Source organism: Microbacterium excoecariae, assembly GCF_011326725.1.
GTDB classification, from domain to species: Bacteria; Actinomycetota; Actinomycetes; order Actinomycetales; family Microbacteriaceae; genus Microbacterium; species Microbacterium excoecariae.
The window spans coordinates 274,852-295,375 of sequence record NZ_JAANCO010000002.1 but is presented as its reverse complement, the minus strand read 5'-3'; the positions used below and the strand labels follow the sequence as shown (position 1 = coordinate 295,375).

Here is a 20,524-nt window from a genome sequence, read left to right as displayed (position 1 = left end):
TACTCGATTTCCCAGCTGAGGCAGTTGGAGGCGGAGTCGATTCATATCATCCGGGAGGTGGTGGCGCAGCTGTCGAGGCCGGCGTTGCTGTTCTCGGGGGGTAAGGATTCGCTGGTGATGTTGCATCTGGCGATGAAGGCGTTCGCGCCGGCGCGGTTGCCGTTCCCGGTGGTGCATATCGATACGGGTCATAACTTCGATGAGATTCTCGAGTTCCGGGATCGGTTTGTGGCGAAGCATGGGTTGCGGTTGATCGTGGGGTCTGTGCCCGAGGCGATCGAGTCGGGGCTGGTGCAGGAGGAGCCGAACGGTTCGCGGAACCGGATCCAGACGCCGGTGTTGCTGGACACGGTGGAGAAGCACGGGTTCAACGCGATGTTGGGTGGTGCTCGGCGGGACGAGGAGAAGGCGCGCGCGAAGGAGCGGGTGTTTAGTTTCCGGGACGAGTTCGGGCAGTGGGATCCGAAGAACCAGCGTCCGGAGATCTGGAATCTGTATAACGGGCGGGTGCATCAGGGCGAGTCGATTCGGGTGTTCCCGTTGTCGAACTGGACTGAGTTGGATATTTGGCAGTACATCCACGAGGACGGGGTGGAGATCCCGGATATTTATCTCGCGCGGGAGCGGGAGACGTTCGTGCGGGGCGGGATGGTGTTCGAGTCGAACCGGTTCTGTCAGCCGAAGGCGGGCGAGGAGGTCTCCACGCGTCTGGTGCGGTATCGGACGGTGGGGGATGCGACGTTGACGGCGGCGGTGGAGTCGGATGCGGACACGGTCGAGAAGGTGATTGCCGAGGTCGCGGCGACGCGGATCACGGAGCGGGGCGCGACGCGGGGGGATGACCGCGTGAGCGAGGCCGCGATGGAGGACCGGAAGAAGCAGGGGTACTTCTAAACCATGGACATGCTGCGTTTTGCGACCGCGGGGTCGGTCGATGATGGCAAGAGCACGCTGATTGGTCGGTTGTTGTTCGACTCGAAGTCGATCTTCGAGGATCAGTTGTTGAGCGTGGAGGAGACGAGTAAGTCTCGCGGGAACGAGTATGTGGATCTGTCGCTTCTGACGGATGGGTTGCGGTCGGAGCGGGAGCAGGGCATCACGATTGATGTCGCGTACCGGTACTTCGCGACGCCGAAGCGGAAGTTCATCATCGCGGACACGCCGGGGCATGCGCAGTACACGCGCAATATGGTCACGGGGGCGTCGACGGCGGATCTGGCGATCGTGCTGGTGGATGCGCGCAAGGGTGTGATCGAGCAGTCGCGGCGTCACGCGACGATCGCGTCGTTGTTGCGGGTGCCGCACGTGGTCCTCGCGGTGAACAAGATGGATCTCGTGGATTTTGACGAGAAGGTGTTCGAGGAGATCCGGCAGGATTTCCTGGATTTCTCGTCGAAGTTGAACATCACGGATATCACGGCGATTCCGATTTCGGCGTTGAACGGGGACAACGTGGTCTCGCGGAGCGAGAACACGCCCTGGTATCAGGGGCCGGCGTTGTTGCATCACCTGGAGACGGTGTATATCGGGGCGGATCGTAATCTGCAGGATGTGCGGTTCCCGGTGCAGTACGTGATTCGTCCGCAGCAGAAGGACGTGATCGATTACCGGGGGTTCGCGGGGCAGGTCGCGAGCGGGCTCATGAAGACCGGTGACGAGGTGATCGTGTTGCCGTCGGGTCTGACCTCGACGATCGCGGGGATTGATACCGCGGACGGGGAGGTTGAGGAGGCGTTCCCGCCGATGTCGGTGACGGTGCGGTTGGCGGACGAGATCGATATCTCTCGGGGGGACGTGATCGCGCGTCCGAATAATCAGCCGATCGTGTCGCAGGACATCGACGCGACGATCTGCTGGATGGATGATGCGCCCCTGGTGAAGGGGAAGAAGTACGCGGTGCTGCATAACTCGCGTGAGGCGCGGTGTGTGGTGAAGGAGTTGCAGTACGAGCTCGACGTGAACACGTTGCATCGTGATCAGGAGGCGACGCAGCTGGGTCGGAACGCGATCGGGCGGGTGACGTTGCGGATGACGACGCCGTTGGTCGTGGACCCGTATGCGAAGAATCGTGAGACGGGGTCGTTCGTGTTGATCGACGAGGCCACGAACGCGACGGTCGCGGCCTGCACCATCAACAACGCCGAATAACCGGTGGGAATCGACGCGGCCGGCGCCCCCAGGGGGCGCCGGCCGCGTCGCCGTGTCAGCGCCCTTGGCGGGCAAATCAAACCAATCGCTTTTGTTCGCCGATGGTGTCTGAGAAAGTGCTCGGGTCAACTGCAGAACCTGTAGCCAACAAACCGACACCATCCGGTGCTTTCAACAGACCGACGCCAGCCAACGTCCACAACATTGCCGATGCATCGAGACCGACTGCCGTCTCGGAGAAACACGATGCCGCTAGTGCCGCAGCCGCAACAGCAGACAATGTTCCCGCTGCGCCGCGATATATGCTGACGAGCATCAAACAGACGATGACAAGTCCTATCCAACCCGCACCGGACAAAAATATGGCCATGGCGCTCTCGCCATACCCCTCCCCAGACCAGTCCTTTGTTGCGTTACCGACACGACCGAAAGCGCCGAAAAGAGGACTCGATATTCCAAGCAAGACACCCTGAACTAGCCCCTCAGAATGCCGCGCACTTGATCCATGACTCGCTATCTCCTGAAAAGCAATTCCCGCAAGAAGTGAGCCAAAAAGTACAAATCCAACGCGACCAAAGCGCCGAATCAGCAGCGGCTGCAGAACGACAAGTATCACAATCAAAGCCGCCGCACGCGATAACGTTGTCGCCACTCCGGCGATCATCAATCCAGCGAGCAAGTAATCACGCACGCTGAAGCGAGTGCGCAACGCAATCAACCACGCGAATGCGGACGCGATGAAGATTCCACCGGAGGGTGGGTTCAGCAAGAATGTGCCGGAACGCACGATATAGTTGCCGAAATCTAGAAAGTAATAGTAGAAGCCGGGCAAGTCGCGCACCGCTGCTTCACCATCTTCGCCTTGCCCTGATACATACAAGTTCGGGTCGATAAGCCTTACACCGAAAAATTCCAGAATCGCGTAAACCGCCGCTACCACCCCGAGTAATATCGCAACACGGCGCGCGACCCGGATATCGGACTTATCTACTAGCGCCCCAGATATTACGAGAACCACTGGAACCAAGACTTGACGAAATTGAAGAACGCCCAGATCGAATGAAGGAGCCAGATAAACTGCCAGAAGAAGCCCCGCGACAAGCAGAACAACCAGAAAGAAGCGTCCCGCAAATGCCTCACGAACTTCTGGCCAGCGTGAGATAATCGCCAAAACAATCCCGATGACAACAAGATCGTCCAACCAGAGTAATGAACTTGAACCAGGGAGACCCGAGAGAGGGCGCTGGCTTGCCGCTGCGAAAAATAACAGAACCCACAACGCGCCCATGTCGCGTGCCAAAACCATAAATAGGGAGATAGCTCCCACAAATAGCAAGGGCAAGTAGCCTGCAAAAGCACCGCCGAGAGCGACGGCACTTGCTACAGAAACAGAAAGGCCCACTAGAGCAATACCCAAATAGACCAGCCTAAGACGGTTAGGATACGTCCGGGTCACACTCTTCACCATCTGAGCCTCCGAAACGGGCATCGTCGCAGCCACCGTCTGCCCGTGTCACGCACTCGTTTTGGCCGAAAGAAGATCTTGAAACGAGTACCCAAACCCCGAAACACGATCCTCAAACTGACTTTCGATGTTGTGAAGGCTTCTGCCTCCCGTTGCGCCCACAACCAAAGACTCTACTAAACGAATTGCCTCATGAGCAATGTTACCCTTCGGGTTTAGCGGGCTAATAAGACGGCGTCGAGAACGCATCTGATCAATATATTCGAGATACGAGTCATCAGCCCGCCGAATAGCCGACACGTCAAAGTCATACTCAGCAAGACCCGCGAAGCGGCAGACCTCGTTAAGCACGCTTTGAGGGGAGTCCACCAAATCTTCGTATCGAATCATCGTAAAGTTCTTGAGCGCAGGAGAGTCACCTCGAAAGGTCTCCATCACGACTAACCAGTGCTCAATGAGCTGCTCCAGGTCAAATCCAACCCGACGCCGAATCTCAACCCATTTGCGTGTAGCCAGCGCTTGAATCAATGGATGACGCGTAATGATGACAAAATGGGAGTCGGGATACACTTTCTGCAAGAAACGCGTCCTTAACACATTACTCGGCGACTTCTCGACCAAGATTTGTGCACCCGACTTCGACCAGTACGTACGCCAACTAGCGTCGAGACGCGCACGCGCATCGTCTGCGGCAACTTCATAAGATTCATCAAGATGCGAGTCGGGATTGAAGCCCCAGTGGTTCACACGACCCCGCTTACCGCCATCTGGACGACCCAGGCGATGGTCATCGTCGTATACATCCTGGACAAACTGACCCTCGTCCTCATGCGTGCCAGTACCCGTCAGGCCGGCGACATCCGGATGGGACGCCAACAAACGGCCAAGCAATGTTGTGCCACTGCGTTGAAGCCCCCCGATGAACATCATCCTACTCATAGCAGCATCCAAACTATTTCTCTACAACGACGGTAACAACTATCCACTCGACGAACAGTGCTTGCGCATAATACATGATACCGGCCAAACGCTTGCGATCGAAATCGGCGAGACACGCCCATAGAGCTCCCGCATAATGATGTCGATCAGCTGTCGAGATTCAGAGACACTACAATGGTGACGCGAGCAATATTCTTGCATAGAATTTGCGTACAGCACCTCTTAACGACAATCTGCGTGCTCAGAATGAGGAGAGTATGAGCCCATCGCTGGCGCAGGCTGGAGCCCGGGGCGGTTTCCAAACCCTTGCCTCACAGGCCCTAGTCTTAGTAGTGAAGTGTGCATCCATCGTTATTCTGGCGAGGCTGGTAGGCCCCGTCGAGTACGGCATCGCAGCGATCGCGACGTCGATTGCCACTTTCGCAACTAGCATCGTATTGCTTGGCTTTGGCATGGCTACCGTGCAGGCGCGTTCGGTATCTCAGAACGCCAAATCTGCGCTGTTCTACATCAACGCATTCATGGGAACGCTCGCCGCAGGGGCGTTGCTCGCCATCGCCGGACCAATATCCAAAGCGTATGAGAGCCCCGAGTTGCAGTCACTAATTGCAATTCTCGCAGTGGCCCCTTTCGTGACTGGGATTCTGAGCCAGCCCCGAGTACTGCTTGTCCGTGAGCTAAAGACAGGAATCCTGTCATTGACGGATGTGGTTTCAGTCTTCGTGGCGCTTTGCGCCGCAGTGGCCACAGCACTGGCGGGCCACGGCCTTGAGGCTCTAGCTGTGCAATTTATCACGCAGCCGACCGTACAGATGATTATGGTAATTGCGGCTTCGCGGTGGGTACCCACATCTCCATTTGGTGCGTCGACCGAAGTACGCCGTCTCGCACGAGTTGGGGCGGAGATTTTCGGAATGAACGCATCCGCAAACCTGTCTCGCGCGGCGCTCGTCCCAGTGCTCGGACTCACAGTTGCTGACAACGCGTTGGGAAATTTTGATCGAGCAAATCAGATTGCGAACTTGCCATCAAGCGTTGTCATTGATCAACTACAACGAGTTGTCGTACCCGTGCTGTCTCGAGTACATGATCAACCCGATCGCTACCAACGATACTCTCGCTCTTTCAACATCGTAGTTGGATACTTGGTCGCGGGAATGTTCATGTATATTGCCGCTATCTCGCCGGATGCGACTGCCATCGTGCTCGGCCCTGGGTGGAGCTTAGCTGGCCCGCTTCTTGGTTTCCTCTCAATCGCGTATCTGTTTCGAACGTTGGCACAGACCACACGGTGGGCATATATCGCCACCGGAAACACGCGATCGGGTTTAATATTGAATGCATGGATGCAACCGGCCGCCGTTGCTCTTACTTTAGTAGGAATTCCGTGGGGTGCTCTAGGTATCGCGATTGCCCACGCCATCGTTTGGATGATGTTGTGGCCAATATCTGTTTTGCTTTTGCGCCAATCGACTGGCGCTACATATGAGTCCTCACTGTTCCCGGCCATACGAGGAGCAACTCTTTTCGCACCGGGCTCCATATGCTGCGTCTCATTGAGCTTCTTCACTCAAGATCTTTCTCCACTAATCAGCATTTTGATGCTGACGCTAGTCTTCATAGCCGGAACTCTCGTCACGCTCGTGGCAAGTCGGAAGATACGGCGGGACGTTCGAGAAATAATCCACATCGCACGGTTGATAAGGGACTAGTCAGTGTACGTCGTCAAACGAGTACCCAAAACTGTTTAGTCGTGACTCATAACGTCGTCGAATGGATGAGAACTGCGTGGACACGACGAGACTTCCCAGAAACGACAACACGGGACCATACTCAGGGAACAGGCCATAGAGTTTCCGGTCGTTCCATCGGATGGCGTACTCGCTAGCGCGACGCACATTATATTCCAGAAACTTTTTGGGCGCAAGATTAATGCCCATGCCATTACTTAGATTTGCCACCGCTTCGTTAGGGTCGGCAGATATGTTTTCGTATTTCACGAGCGTCACATCGCGCAAATGCGTGGAGTCTCTTTGAAATGTCTCGTGCGCTATCAGCCAATGTTCAATCAAACGATCGAAACGCCAGCCCAGCTTCTCCGCTCGTCGGGGTGACCATTTCATAACCGCTAAGGCTTGCGTAACCGGGTGACGTGTGATGATTAGATACTTGGAGTTGGGGAACGCTTTTTGCAAGAACCTAGTCTTCGTGAGATTCTGGGGTGTTTTCTCAACAAGATATTTAGATTCCAGATTCCAGAACGGCGACCAGCTTTCCCAGAGGCGCTCGGGAATATCGGAGGTACTCGCGTCCTTCTCAGTGAGGTGCGAACGGTCGTCACGGGCCCAACGGGTTACGCCGCCCATGTGATAACCGGGAAGGTAGACGTCTTGCAAGAACTGTCCTTCATTCATGTGCGCTCCCGTGTTCGCAAATGCCGAGACATTTTGCGTCTCCCCCAGAGCATCAGCCAACAGAGTAGTTCCGCTGCGGTGCATGCCCCCAACAAAAATGAACTCGTGATTGCGCCAATCATGCGTCACGTCTCGACTCCTCATATTGCTCCTGGTCGGGCTCACGGAGGTTTCCGTGATGATATTGACAGCTAGGATTCAAGCCAGGCGGCCAGCTCATCCAGCGCTCGTTCCTGCTGCGCAATTTGAATATCTCTGCGCTCAATCATTTTTCTGCTCAGTTCAGCACGCTGTGTAAGTGCCTCCTGGACTGATGTCGCTATCTCGAACGCGCCTAGCTCAGGATCTACATAGACTGCGGCCTGGCCGAAGAATTCCTCAAGATCGTCAAACCGTGTTGTAACAAAAGGAATTCCATACTCCATTGCCTCGTAGCCTGTGCGTTGCATTGTAAATTCGCGATTGGTGAGGCCGAGCACGACTTTCGCTGCGCTTAGAAGCTTGTCATACTCCTGCTTGGACACATAACCCGCGAATTGGATGTTGTTCGGCGCAGCTGCCACCACTGCGTCCGGCGCACGTCCAGTAAGAATTAGCTGAACCTCTGGCATTAAGCGTGCAGACTCTAGAATCGCAGCGATAGGCTCGTCATTTGCATAAGAAACTGGTACGAGGACGTCATGCGTGGCAGCCGAGCGGGATTTCGGTGTTAGCGGGTCGTGAAGTACCAGGGACTGAGCTGCCCCCATGCTGGTGCTTCGGTCCGCCAGCGAGCGGTTGGTCACTATGACAAGGGCTTTTGACTTTGCGACGATATAGAAGGTTAGGCGCAAAAATTTTCGCCACTTGGGGTTTTCGAAAACTCCAGTGTGCATATCGGCTGCAATGTGAGATACCCACCGCAAACGTCGACAAATTTCGACAGCAATCAAAGCCGGGGTCGGCGGCATCATCACGATGACAGACCTGTAGCGATTTCGGCGCAACACGCGCAACGTCGCGAAAAACTGGCGAGTGTACCGTGTAATCACACTACCCGCCGTGGAAATGTTAATTTCATCTAGCTCGAGTGTTGCCGCGATCGCATTACTTCGCCCGTGGTGCGAGACCCATGAAATCATAACGTCTTTAGTGGGAGACATCTGCAAACCTCTTCTCGATATACGAGCCAATTTCGGCAGTATCGAGCATCGTGAGCAAATCTCTCCTTGAAAACTCGGTTGCGATCTCAAGTTGGTGATCGTCGACGTGTTCACCCCTATGAGCTCTGCGCGGCACCGCAATGACCTCTTTCCCCCTTTCAATCAGTGCGATCAGCGTGCCTACACCGGCATGCGATACCACAAGATCAGCCCAATCAACCGCGTAATCAAACTCTTCGGAGGTCATATAGTCCACGAGACGCCCTCGCGCGGAGATTTTCGGCGTTACTCCCAATTGCCAGACTATTTCAACATCATGCGGAAGTATTGCATCAAGCACTTCGACTAATTCGCGGAACTCATAAGGCTGAATGGTGCCGAGGGTCACGAAAATCCGTCGTGGTCGCTTGGCGGCACCCTCCGATCGATGTGGCTCGAATGTCTCCAGTATGGAGTATTCGTTGCTCCACCCTCTTCGTGTCTCGCCCCAAGAGTGCTGCGCAACGCGGCGCACGCCGGGGACTCGCTCAAGGATTCTCCCGGTTACCGATGGCCCGTTCACGCGCGAGACAGATTCGATGTAAGTGGTAGGAATCCGCCGCATTGACGAGTTCACATGACTTGCCAAGGCAATCCCCGCACCCGTACTAACTACAGCATCAAAATCCTCCCGTGCAAGAATCTTGTTGATGCTGATTGTCGCGCGAAGTACCTGCCGCAACCCCCGTGGCCTAATATAATCAACGTAAGAAACACGCCGCCCGGCAAGAAGAGATTCTGATTGGTTAGATTTGAACGTCACCCACAGCGAGTCTTCAGAGACGCGAAATTGATCAGCCATTCTTTGCAACTGCGCGAGGTGACCACCAGTCGAGGCGACAAGAAGCGCTTTCTTATTTCTGAAGCTTTGATTAAAATTCAAGGTGCACTTTGTTCTTTCGTGATGACGGGCACTTTGAGCATTCATGTTTGCCGCTAATAGCTGCTGCAAGATCGCAGGCCGCTCGCTATCGACTATACGGGATCGTGTCAGTTTTATCGGGTTGAATTTCCTTCATAGCGGCAGCAATGTTCAGCGGGGTGTAGCTGGGCCATTCTTCGTTAGCGTAGTGGACGGATGCGATTCCGGCCGGGGCGCGGCACCTGTCCTGGAGGGCCGTAAATCGCTTGCCGCTCGACACCGTACCTCTGCGTGATCACCTGCTTGGTCGGCATGCGGGCGCTCGTGGTTCCATACTTCGCTGGCTGCGTCGCGATCGTGAAGGTTCTTGGATGTAACGATGCCCGGCGCGCATTTCCCAAGACCCGTTTTGCTTGTGGGCCCCGCCGTGCGATGCCAGGGACGACACCCTGCTCGCGCTGCTGGAAACGCTGCCGATAGGGCGCGACGTCGTCGCTGCTGAGTGCGGCCGCGTAGAAGGCGTCGACACCTCGTACCTCGTGCAGATCGACCACGTCGTGGCACTGAACAACGCGTGGGTCACGGGGGCGCAGCAGATCTCGCAGGAGAACCGCATGGCGCTCGCGAACGACCCGCTGAACCTGCTCGCGGTCGACGGCCCTACGAACGGATCCAAGGGCGCCGGCGACGCCGCCACGTGGCTGCCCGCGAACACCGGCTTCCGGTGCGAATACGTCGCCCGGCAGATCTCCGTCAAGGCCGTCTACGCCCTCTGGGTGGCGCCCGCCGAGCGCGACGCGATGGCGCGGATCCTCTCCTCCTGCCCCGACCAGCCCGCCTACGCCTCCGGGTACGACGCGGCGCCGGTCATCGCGGCGCCCGCGCCCGACCCGGCCCCGGCGCCCGCGCCCGTCGAGGAGGCGCCGGCGGTCGAGGATCCGGAACCCGCCCCGCAGGACGTGTACTACGAGAACTGCACGGCCGCGCGCGAGGCCGGCGCGGCGCCGGTGCGCACGGGCGACCCGGGCTACGCCTCCCACCTCGACCGCGACGGGGACGGGGTGGGGTGCGAGTAGCCCTCACCCGTTCGGCGCGACGAGCACCTTCGCGTGGCGAGTGTCGCCGCCGTCCAGCTTGGCGAGGAGAGCGGGGAGCTCGTCCAGGCCGATGATGCCCGTGATGAGCGGGGCGACGTCGACCGCTCCGTCCGCGATCGCGCGCATCGCGCCGAGGAAGTCGCTGTGGGTGTAGGCGAGGGATCCGATCACCGTCAGCTCGCGCGACTGCCAGTCGCCGTAGGACACCTCGGATCCGCTCATCGGGTAACCGAGCAGGGCGAGGGTGCCGCCGCGGCGGACAAGCTCCGCGCTCGGCTGGAACAGGGCCGCGACGCCCGTCGCCTCGTAGAGCACGTCGGCGCCGAGGCCGTTCGTCAGCTCGAGCACGCGGGCGCGGAACGCCTCGCCCGGCGCGAAGACCTCGGTGAATCCGACGGCGGCCGCGGCCGCGCGGCGCGCCTCGGAGGGCTCGACCACGACGACCACCCCGGCGCCCGCGTGGCGGGCGTGCTGCGCGGCGAGGAGGCCGATCGGCCCCGCGCCCTGCACGACCACGACATCGCCGAGGCGCTGGCCCGCGCGGCGGACGGCGTGAAAGGTCACGGCCGTAGGCTCCACGAGCCCCAGCTGCTCGTCGCTCAGCTCGTCGAGCGCGCGCTGCACGCGGCGCTCGGAGACGACGAGGTGCTGGGCGAAGCCGCCGTGCTCCGGCGCGTCCGGGCCGATGCCGTTCGCCTCCGCGAACGCCGTGTCGCAGTGCTCCCCGTGGCCCGCGCGGCACATCGCGCACGACCCGCACGCCGGCCCCACGCTCGCCACGACCCGGTCGCCCTCCGCGACCGTCGTCACACCCTCGCCGGCCGCGGCGACGACGCCCGACCACTCGTGGCCGAACACGGCCTTCGGGATGAACCCGCCCGACGCGTACCCGTGGGTGTCGGTGGCGCAGATGCCGCAGTAGCGGATCCGCACGAGCACCTGGCCGGGCCCCGGAACCGGCACCGCCTCCTCGCTCAGCTCAACGGAATGGGACGCGGACACGGTGGCGATACGAGTCGGGTTCACGGGAGGGCAGTCTACGCCGACAGGTGTTGACGACGCAGCGGGGCGCGGGCGGCGTGCGCCCGCGCCCCGCTGGTCCCGCTACGACCGGCGGCGGGCGCGCGCCAGGAGGAGCGCCACGAGCCCCGCGATGAGCAGCGCGCCGGCCGCCACCGCGAGCGGCACCGTCGTCGCGGACGGCTCGGCGCCCGTCGCGCGGAGGTCGGCCGCGGCCGGCTCGCCCGCGCCGTCGGATCCTCCCGCTGCCGCGTCGCCGTCGGTGCCGACGGATCCGGATCCGCCGTCCGCGCCCGCGTCGCCGGAGTCCACGTCGCCCGTTCCGCCCTCGGCGTCGCCGGATCCGCCGTCCGCGTCATCGGATCCGCCGTCGTCGGGCGCCTCCGCCACGCGCACGGCGTAGACCTCGCTCGGCGCGTCCGCGCGGGTGATGTCGGTCACGGTGACCGCGTACTCCCCCGCGCGCGTCGGCGTGCCCGCGAGCGCGCCCGTGGCCGCGTCGACCCAGAGGCCGCCGAGGTCCGCCTCCTCCGCGAGGGTGCCGAACACGGCGCCCGCCCCGGCGGATCCCGCTACCTCGGCGAAGAGCGGCTCGCCGACCGTCGCCTCCGCGGGCGGCAGGGCCGCCAGCTGCGACGGGGCCGAGCGCACGGCGATCGTCACCTCGTGAGTGGCGGCGAACGGATCCGCCTGGTCCGTGACCGTCACGACGCTCGTCCCGACGTGGGTGGGCGTGCCCTCGAGGCGGCCGGTGGCGGGGTCCAGCGCGAGCCCGTCGGGCAGGAGGCCGTCCGTGACGACGAGGTCCATGCCGTCGGCCACGGTGGTCGCGAGGTCCGCGGCGAGCGCCTCGCCCACCACCCCGTCGACCGGCGAACCGCCGGCGATGTCGGCCGGCTCGCCGTGCACGACGAGCGCGAAGTCGACCTCCTCGCGCGCCCCCGCGAGGTTCCGCACCGTGAAGGCGTACTCGCCCGCCTCGAGTGCGGCGCCGCGGATCCGCCCGTCCGGCCCGAGGAGCATCCCCGAGGGCAGGGCGCCGGTGACGATCTCGAGGTCGACGCCCGTGCCGCTCGCGGGGGTGCCCGCCGCGTCGGCGTCGGCGATGAGCGTGCGGTTCATGGGTGCGCCCACCTCGGTGCTGAGCAGCTCGCTGACGTAGGAGGCGGACACGTACCGCGGCGCCGCCGCGGGGGCGGCGGTCGCGGCGGCCGGGTGCAGGTTGAGGCTCGCGGCGGCCTCCTCCGGCAGCGACTCCAGCCGGTACGCGTCGCCGAGCTCCGTCACCCGCACGCCGAGGAAGCGGTGCGCGTCGAGGAAGGACTCCTCCTGCAGCACGAACGACGAGCGCGTCGCGCCCGGGATGTCGATGTGCTCGCCCTCCGCGTCCACGTAGTACCACTGGTACCCCCAGACGGGCTCGCGGGATCCGTCCGGGTCGACGACCGGGGGAATGTCCCACTCGCCCGGGCAGGCGACGACGACCGTGCCGACGGTCGCCGCCGGCGCCTCCGGGGTCCCCGCGGTGCACTGCTCGGCGGAGGCCGCGAGCTGCGGCTGGACGTCGTTCGTCGCCTTCGCGCCCGCGAAGCACGACTTCTTCGTTGTCGTCACCGTCGGCGACACCACCTGCGTCGCCTCGCCGCCGAGGCTCGCGGGGTACGTGGAGGAGACGTGCGAGATGTATCCGTCGTCCGCGCCGCGGATCCCGAACCGCCAGTCGCCCTCGAGCGTGTAGACCGTGCCCGTCCACGCGTACATGAAGTAGCCGTAGCCGGGCACGGAGATCTCGTCCTCGGCCTCCTGCGTCACCGATCCGCTCTCGGTGGTCGCGGTGGATCCGCCCCACTCGTAGCTCACGGATCCGCCCACCTCCCAGACGTCCTTCACGCCGCCCTTGGCGCTGGCCGAGACCGAGGTCTTGTGCGTGTCGGTGATCGTCCGCGAGTGGCTGGTCGTGCTCGAGCTGCTCACCGTGTGCGTCGTCTCCGCGGCGCCCTCGTTGTGCCAGGTGGGGGATCCGCTCGTCGTCGCGGATCCGCACCCCAGCAGGCGCTCCGACTGCACGCCGCTCGCCACGACCGCGGAATCGCTCGGCGAGAGCCACTCGGTACTGCCGGGCAGGCGCACGAGGCACGTCGCGCCGTTGCCGTTCGCGCAGTCGAAGGCGCCCTGCTCGAAGGAGCGGTCCACGAGCCACGACCAGTGCTGCCACACGCCGGTGGAGTCGCGGGCGTCGTTGTATACGCCGAACGACTGCGCCTCGGGGTGGATCCACTCGGTCACCGCGTCGGGCACGCCGATCGCGTTGGGGCGCAGGTAGTGGTCCTTGCCGCACTCGATGAAGCCGCGGGCGGGCTTGTTCGCGGCCCGCGGATCCCACGCCTCCATGTTCCCGTAGCCCGCGAGCCCGTTCACGCGGCTGAAGAAGCACTTCCCGCTCGTGACGCTGACGATCCGGAACTGGTGCGCGCCCGGGTCGCTCGTACCGACCGGCTCGTCCGCGAGCGGCGCGATCATGAACTGCTGGCGCGTGTTCACGGCCGAGCAGGTCTGGCCGATCTGGTCGCGGATCCGGTCGCCCCAGGATCCGGGGTTGTTATACGTCCACTGCTCGGTGAGGCACTGGCCGTTGCCGAGCACGATCTGCACGTACCGGCTCGCGTCCCCCGGGTTCATCACGCGCATGGAGGCCGTCGGGTGGCGGTCGGCCTGCGTCGGGTCGTCCGTCATCTCCTTCGACTTGACCTCCATGTGCTGGGCGGGGACAACTGTCGCGGCTGTTGCTCCTGCGTCGGCTTCGGCGGCGGGTGTTGCTGCTTCGGCGGGCGGGGCGGCCGCGAGGGCGCCGAGCGCGAGAGCGAGGGTCAGGCACGCGGCCGCGGCGAGCCGCAGCGCGTGTGGGAGCGGCGCGCGGGCCGCGGGTCGGCGAGCTGTCATCGGATCCGTTCCTCCGTTCGGCGGTCGAGGGGCCGCGTGCCCACTCGAGTTATCCGGATAATTTCTATCAGATAATGGGGAGGGGGCATAGGGGTGGGGTGAGCCCACAGTGAGGCGAGGCACATCATTCACATAGCCGAAACACAGCGTCCTCATCGGGGGAAACACGGCGTCCCTAGGTTGAGAGCGCACCCACGCCCTGCTCCACGGGACGGGTGCACCCCACCCACCCCGAGGAAGAGGACCGCCGTGAAGGCATCCGGCTTCGCGCGCTGGCGCGCGCTTGCCACGCTCCCCGTCCTCGCCGCACTGCTGCTCCCCGCAGCACCGGCGATGGCGACGACCCCGACGACCCCCGTGGCGGTGACGGCGGATCCCGTCGCCGCGGCGCTCGACGAGGGGTCCCTGCCGGATCCGCTCGACCGCGGGCCCTACGCGCCCGAGACGATTCAGGAGACCAAGCTCGGCACCGTGGAGCTCCAGGAGCCGAACTCGAGCGGCGACGCGCCGACGCCCGGCACCGCGCAGGCCGCCGAGACCATCGAGATCCGGGGCGCGCTGTACTCCCCCGCCGATCGCGCGGAGCCCTCGCCCGTCATCGTCCTCGTGCACGGCAACCACTCCTCCTGCGACGCGGGCACCAACAACGCCGAGCTCACGTGCGGCGAGTTCAAGCGCAACGAGGCCGGCTACGCCTACCTCGGCGAGAACCTCGCCAGCTGGGGCTACACGGTCTTCTCCGTCTCGCAGGACCAGCTGATGATGCGCCAGGACGGATCCAGCGGCAAGGGCATGCACCAGCGCCGGCTCCTCATCGCGGCGACCCTCGACGCCCTGAGCGCGGCGAACGAGCCGGGCGGGCTGCCGGAGGACGAGCACACGACGATCGGCGACACCCTCGCCGGCGAGCTCGACATGACGCGCATCGGCCTCATGGGGCACTCGCGCGGCGGCGACGCCGTCACGAGCTTCATCGACTACAACCGCACGCGCACCGACGGGCCGCGCTACCCGCTCCGCGGCGTCATCGCGCTCGCGCCGGTCGACTATGAGCGCAAGGCGCCCTACGGCACGCCGTTCATGACGATCCTCCCCTGGTGCGACGGCGACGTGTCGAACCTCCAGGGCGCGCGCTTCTTCGAGCGCAGCCAGTACGTCAACGGCGAGAACCCCTTCCCCTCGATCCAGGTCTCGCACCTCGGCGCGAACCACAACTGGTACAACTCCGTGTGGTTCGCCGACGGCCAGGATGGCACGACGAGCGGCGACGCGGCGTGCGGCGACAGCCGGCCGACGAACGACCGCGCCGTGTCGGAGAACAACCTGCGCCTGTCGGGCGCGGCCAGCTATGACCCGTTCTCGTACCTCATCGACAACAGCGACACCTACAACCCCGAGGTCAACACGAAGATCTCGGGCGACGCCGACCGCATGGGCGCGCAGGAGACGCTGGGCCTCGCGACGATGTCGGCGTTCTTCCGCCGCTACGTCGGCGGCGAGGGCGCGTTCGAGCCATACATGACGGGCGAGCTGTCGACCACCGATTCCCACCTCCAGATCCCGGCCTCCGCCTGCCCCGACATCACGGCGGGCGACGCGGCCATCGACTGCGCCGAGCGCGTCTCGACGACGTACTTCGCCCCGGCGAGCGAGCGCATCGACGTCATCCGCCCCGAGGTGGAGAACCCCCTCACGCTCAACGCGCTCGGCGGATCCCTCAGCGGATCCGGGTTCGCGAACCCGTACCTCGCCGACGGCGGCGTGACCCCCGTGCCCGAGAGCACGATGGGCTACGACTGGTGCAACCCCGAGCCCGACCAGTTCGCGCCCGGCATCCTCGGCATCGACGGGAACCCCTCGGCCGAGAAGGCATGCCCGCTGCCCGCGGCGAGCGCCGTCGGCGGCCAGGACGGCACGCGCGAGAACTCCCCCATCAACCACTCGTACGGCCGCCAGCTGGCCCTCGCGTGGGAGGAGGGGCAGGCCGCGACCCTGACGGCCGAGATCCCCGACGCGTCGAAGGACGTCTCGGGCATGACGGCGCTCGCCCTGAGCGCCGACGTGAACTTCTTCGACCCCCGCAACCCCGGGTACGTCTCGCGCGAGCCGGGCGAGCCGCAGAGCGCGGTGATGTGGGATCCGGCGGCCTCGACGCAGGACTTCGAGATCGTCCTGACCGACACGACGGGCGCCAGCGCGGCGGTCGCGGCGGGCGACGAGCGGTGGGGCAACGCGCTCCACATGTCGACGGGCGACAAGACCCGCCACACGCACGTCGTGCTCGAGCAGATCCGCGTGCCCCTGACCGAGTTCGCGGGGGTCGACGTGTCGTCCCTCGCCTCGGTCGAGCTGCGCTTCGGCACGGACGGCATGCCCGCCTCCGGATCCATCCAGCTCGCCGACCTGCGCTTCCAGGAGGCGGCGACAGCGGATCCGCTCATCCTCTCCGACGGCACGACGCCGAACGCGGGCGCGGGCTTCGGCGCGCCGGCGGAGGGCCCGGATCCGGCCGCCTTCCTGGAGGAGACGGACGTCACGCCGGGCGAGCTGACGCTGCCCGACACCGTGGCGGACGCCGCCTCGAACGTCACGTGGGTCGTCGACGACGACCTGCTGCAGTGCCCGAACGCGAACTTCTCGAGCATCCAGGAGGCCGTGGACTACGCGTCGCCGTGGGACACGATCGTCGTGTGCGAGGGAACGTACGAGGAGTCCTCGACCCCCGTCGCCAGCCCCCGCGTGCCCGTCGCCGACGGCGCGATGAACGGCCTGACGATCGCCAAGCCCCTGAAGATCAAGGGCGCGGGCGCCGACAAGGTCACGATCATGCCCGACCAGAGCCTCGAGACCCTCGCGGGGTCGACGCCGTTCCTCCGCGACGGCGGCGGCAACGTCGTCACCGTGTCGCGGCAATCGCTCGGATCCACCGACACGAACGAGCTCTTCGTCGAGATCTCGGGCGTGACGGTGACGAGCGGATCCGTCGCCGCCGAGGCCGGCGTCGCCTACCTCAACACGGCGGGCCGCGTCTCGGAATCGGTCGTCGGGCCCATCGAGGCCGCCGGGCCGCACGGCTGGGGCGTCGTGAAGACGAACCACCTGCAGGGCGCCGGATCCGGCACCGTCGAGACCGAGCTGACGATCGCGCGCAGCACGGTCGCGGGCGGCGTGCTCTTCGACGGCGGCCGCGGCGCCGACGGCGACCCCGCGAACGACGCCCCGGCCGGTATCCGCCAGCTCGGGTACGTCTCGAACACCGCAGTGGAGGGGTCCGTCACCTTCACGCAGGGCGTCGGTGGCTTCGTGCGCGACAGCCGCGTCACCGAGGGCGTCTCGCTCGTCGAGGCGCCGGACGTCGAGGTCTCGGGCGTCGTCGCCGAGGGCGGGGACGCGGGCGTCGTGCCCGTCGCGGACGCGGCGCCAACGGCCGCGATCGTCGACCCGGGCGCGGGCCTCGTGCTCTCGCCGGGCGACGAGATCGCGCCGCTCGTGCGGGCGCGCGACGACTTCGCCGTCTCCTCCGTCGCGCTCTACGCGGACGGGGAGCTCGTCGGCAGCAGCACCGCGTCGCCGTACCGCTTCGCGTGGGCGGCGACCGAGGCCGACGCAGGCACCGAGGTCGCGCTGACCGCCGTCGTCACCGACGCGGCCGGTCAGCAGACCGAGTCCGAGGCGCTCGTCGTGTCGGTGGCGGGCTCCGGGTCCGGTTCCGACGCGGACGGGGGTGCGTCGGGTGCCTCGGGCGGATCTGACGGAACCTCGTCGGGCGGTTCGGACGGGGCCGCTTCGGGTGGGGCCTCCGCGGATGGGGCGTCCGCGGGCGGGTCGTCCGCGGGCGGGTCGGACGGATCCGGGGATTCCGGGTCCGACGACGAGGCCGCGGGCCCCGCGCTCGCGCTGTCGGCCTCGCGCGTGGCGGCGGGCGGATCCGTGACGATCGACGGATCCGGCTTCGCCGCGGGCGCCGACCTCACGATCGAGCTGCACTCGACGCCGCAGGTGATCGCGACGGTCACGACCGACGCGTCGGGGGCCTTCGAGGTCGCCGTCACGATCCCGGCGGGCACCCCGGCCGGGGACCACACGATCGTCGCGCTGTCGGGATCCGACGAGCTGGCCTCCGCGCCGCTCGAGGTGACCGAGCCGGGCGACCTGCTCGCGACGGGCGGATCCCCGTGGGTCCTCCTCGCCGGGCTCGGCGCCTTCGCGCTGCTCGCGGGCGCGGCCCTCGTGCTGGTGCGCCGCCGGACGCGGACCGTGTAGCGGGCTGCGGTTAGTCATGCGCCGGGGCCCGGTCCACTCTCGAGGTGGGCCGGGCCCTTGCGGCGTGCGGGCGCGGACCGTGTAGCGGGGCGCGCCTGCGGGTCCAGGGGCCCGGCTCACCCTCGCGGTGGGCCGGGCCCCTGCGGCGTGGGCGGGTGTGGGGCGCGGGGCCGAGGGTGGCGGGATCCGCGGCGCGTACGGCCGCGGGTACGGGATCCAGGGCGTGCCGGTACACGACGGGTCCCATCTCACCCTCGTGGCGGGCGAGGCCGCGCAGCGCGCAACACCGGTTGGCGTCGCGCGGAAAGCGGTCCGGGATCCGGTGCGCGCCGCGCCGGCCCCGCACCGCAGCGGCGAAGAGGCGGCGCGCATAAGCCCCGCGTCTCCGCGACTTTGTCCACAACCCAAGATCCAAAAAGTTCTCCCATCGGGCATTCACCCTCCCTCAAATGTCGTACCTCTGTTCTAATCTGGAGGCACGAATCGAGAGGAGGCGGGGAAGAAATGAGCGAACTACTGGCGTCGGTCGCAACGCGCGACGAGATCGCGCGGGCGGAGCGCATCATCTCGCGCCTCGCCGTCCTTTCAGAGCGAGAGGCGCGGATCCGCGGGGCCCGGGCGGCCCTCATGGCCGAGGCATACTCCATCACGCGCGCGCAGACCGAGCGCCTCGCGGGCGCAACGATGAAGGAGCGACAGATGCCGCTGCGGTCGATGGCGGCCGACATCGCGGCCCAAACGCGCGCGACCGATCGCACGGTGCAGAACGAGCTCGGGGCCGCGCACTTCCTCGTCACGTCCTTCCCCGAGACACACAAGGCGCTGGCGGCCGGCGAGATTCACGCGGAGCACGCCGAGACGATCGCGTCGGCCGGGGTGCGCCTCACCGATCCGGAGGAGCGCGCCGCGTTCGAGGGCGACACCCTCGGCGTCGCCCGACATACCACCCCGCACGCCACGCGCACCTACGCCCGCCAGGCCGCGGAACGCCTCGCGCCACTGACCCCGCCGCAGCAACGCGAGCACGCGGCCGGATCCCGACGCGTGTTCGTGGAGGACTACGACCAGGGCGCATCGATGCTCGGCATCATCGGGCCGTCGGCGGAGATCCACGGGGTGTTCGACCGCATCACCCGCCAGGCCCGGGTCCTCCGCGACGACGCCGCCCGCGCCGCGCGCGAGGCCAAGGCCACGCGGGAGCGCCGGGCCGCACAGGAGCGCCGCGCAGCGCAGCGGGGCCAGACCGGGCTGGCGGGCCCGGCCGCGCAGCAGAGCCACGCTGCGCAGGAACGCACGACCTCACGCCACGACCTGGCCGCACCGGCGGGCCCGGCCGCGCAGCCGACGTCGGGCGCCGCGCGCCGCGACGCCCCGCCGGCCCCTCCTGGCGAGTCACCGCCCGCCCCGATCTCCGACGAGCGCACGCTCGCGCAGACCCGCGCGGACCTCGCGCTCGACATGCTGCTCAGCGGCACGCCCGGCCTCGACCACGCGACCGACACGGCCCCGGGCGGGCTCGGCGCGATCCGCGCGCATGTGCAGGTCACGATCCCCGTCACGACAATCACGGGCGCGACCTCCACGAGCGCAGACCTCGATGGGGCCTGCCTCGTGGATCCGGATTCGGCCCGCCGCCTCGCCGGCGGCGCGACGGGGTGGGACCGGCTCCTGACGGATCCCGTCACCGGCACGGTGGTCGCCACCGACCGGTACACGCCAACCGCGGCGCAGCAGCGCCACCTGCGGGCGCGCGACCAGCATTGCCGGTTTCCCGGGTGCCGCCAGCCCGCGAGGCGCTGCGACATCGACCATACGATCGACCACGCGCGCGGCGGCCCCACGAGCCTGACGAACCTCGCCTGCCTCTGCAAGCGGCATCACACGCTCAAGCACGCCACCGAATGGCACGTGTCGCAGGGTCCGGGCGGCCACCTCACCTGGACCTCACCGACCGGCGCCTCCATCGCGGATCCCCCACCCCGCCGCGTCGCCTTTGTCCCCAACGACGGCGACGTCGACGGCGCGCCCGGCCAACGCCGCCGAGGCGGCGACCGCGATGGCCCGCCGCCGCCATCGGGGTGACGAGTGTGGCCGCGCGCCGCGACGCTGGATGCCTGTGAAGCCAGAAGCAGTCGCGCCGCGCGACGCAGCTCGGGCAACGGGAGCGCCGAGCGCCACACCACCGGAACCGGCAG

General features: G+C 65.3%; 13 protein-coding genes. 6 read left to right on the top strand and 7 right to left on the bottom strand.

Annotation, left to right across the window (positions count from 1 at the left end):
• Positions 1-6: 6 nt before the first annotated feature.
• Entirely contained in the window at positions 7-894 is an 888-nt protein-coding gene (gene cysD, locus G8E01_RS12565) for a sulfate adenylyltransferase subunit CysD (RefSeq protein ID WP_338100828.1), read from the top strand.
• Positions 895-897: 3 nt separating this feature from the next.
• Positions 898-2,148, top strand: coding sequence for a sulfate adenylyltransferase subunit CysN (cysN, locus tag G8E01_RS12560; protein WP_166320358.1), 1,251 nt, complete (start codon positions 898-900; stop codon positions 2,146-2,148).
• Positions 2,149-2,224: 76 nt separating this feature from the next.
• Here cysN and G8E01_RS12555 read toward each other — a convergent pair whose 3' ends face one another.
• Both G8E01_RS12555 and G8E01_RS12550 read right to left on the bottom strand, forming a co-directional pair.
• On the bottom strand, positions 2,225-3,649 hold the full coding sequence (locus G8E01_RS12555) for a hypothetical protein (RefSeq protein WP_166320356.1): 1,425 nt from the start codon (positions 3,647-3,649) through the stop codon (positions 2,225-2,227).
• 12 nt (positions 3,650-3,661) lie between these two features.
• Entirely contained in the window at positions 3,662-4,552 is an 891-nt protein-coding gene (locus G8E01_RS12550; protein ID WP_166320354.1) for a sulfotransferase family protein, read from the bottom strand.
• A gap of 257 nt (positions 4,553-4,809) precedes the next feature.
• Here G8E01_RS12550 and G8E01_RS12545 point away from each other — a divergent pair, with 257 nt between their 5' ends.
• Complete coding sequence (locus G8E01_RS12545; RefSeq protein WP_166320352.1) at positions 4,810-6,264, top strand: oligosaccharide flippase family protein; 1,455 nt, start codon at positions 4,810-4,812, stop codon at positions 6,262-6,264.
• Here the strand turns inward: G8E01_RS12545 and G8E01_RS12540 are convergent, their stop codons facing one another.
• The 3 genes from G8E01_RS12540 to G8E01_RS12530 all read right to left on the bottom strand — a co-directional run bounded on the left by G8E01_RS12540 (position 6,265) and on the right by G8E01_RS12530 (position 9,099).
• On the bottom strand, positions 6,265-7,095 hold the full coding sequence (locus tag G8E01_RS12540; protein WP_166320350.1) for a sulfotransferase: 831 nt from the start codon (positions 7,093-7,095) through the stop codon (positions 6,265-6,267).
• Between the two features lie 62 nt (positions 7,096-7,157).
• On the bottom strand, positions 7,158-8,087 hold the full coding sequence (locus tag G8E01_RS12535; RefSeq protein WP_166320348.1) for a glycosyltransferase: 930 nt from the start codon (positions 8,085-8,087) through the stop codon (positions 7,158-7,160).
• 7 nt (positions 8,088-8,094) lie between these two features.
• Positions 8,095-9,099, bottom strand: coding sequence for a glycosyltransferase (locus G8E01_RS12530; protein ID WP_166320346.1), 1,005 nt, complete (start codon positions 9,097-9,099; stop codon positions 8,095-8,097).
• A gap of 323 nt (positions 9,100-9,422) precedes the next feature.
• Here G8E01_RS12530 and G8E01_RS12525 point away from each other — a divergent pair, with 323 nt between their 5' ends.
• On the top strand, positions 9,423-10,085 hold the full coding sequence (locus G8E01_RS12525) for an excalibur calcium-binding domain-containing protein (protein ID WP_205827579.1): 663 nt from the start codon (positions 9,423-9,425) through the stop codon (positions 10,083-10,085).
• Positions 10,086-10,088: 3 nt separating this feature from the next.
• On the opposite strand, the gene G8E01_RS12520 is transcribed toward G8E01_RS12525, so the two are convergent.
• Together G8E01_RS12520 and G8E01_RS12515 are read right to left on the bottom strand one after the other, a co-directional pair.
• On the bottom strand, positions 10,089-11,132 hold the full coding sequence (locus G8E01_RS12520; protein WP_166320344.1) for a zinc-binding dehydrogenase: 1,044 nt from the start codon (positions 11,130-11,132) through the stop codon (positions 10,089-10,091).
• Between the two features lie 78 nt (positions 11,133-11,210).
• Positions 11,211-14,066 (bottom strand): Ig domain-containing protein, encoded by a 2,856-nt coding sequence (locus G8E01_RS12515; RefSeq protein WP_166320342.1) that lies wholly within the window; start codon positions 14,064-14,066, stop codon positions 11,211-11,213.
• A gap of 249 nt (positions 14,067-14,315) precedes the next feature.
• Here G8E01_RS12515 and G8E01_RS13105 point away from each other — a divergent pair, with 249 nt between their 5' ends.
• Together G8E01_RS13105 and G8E01_RS12505 are read left to right on the top strand one after the other, a co-directional pair.
• Positions 14,316-18,329 carry an Ig-like domain-containing protein gene (locus G8E01_RS13105; RefSeq protein ID WP_166320340.1) on the top strand — a complete coding sequence of 1,338 codons (4,014 nt, stop codon included), beginning with the start codon at positions 14,316-14,318 and terminating at the stop codon, positions 18,327-18,329.
• A gap of 504 nt (positions 18,330-18,833) precedes the next feature.
• Positions 18,834-20,411, top strand: coding sequence for an HNH endonuclease signature motif containing protein (locus tag G8E01_RS12505; protein WP_166320338.1), 1,578 nt, complete (start codon positions 18,834-18,836; stop codon positions 20,409-20,411).
• The last annotated feature ends 113 nt before the right edge of the window (positions 20,412-20,524 follow it).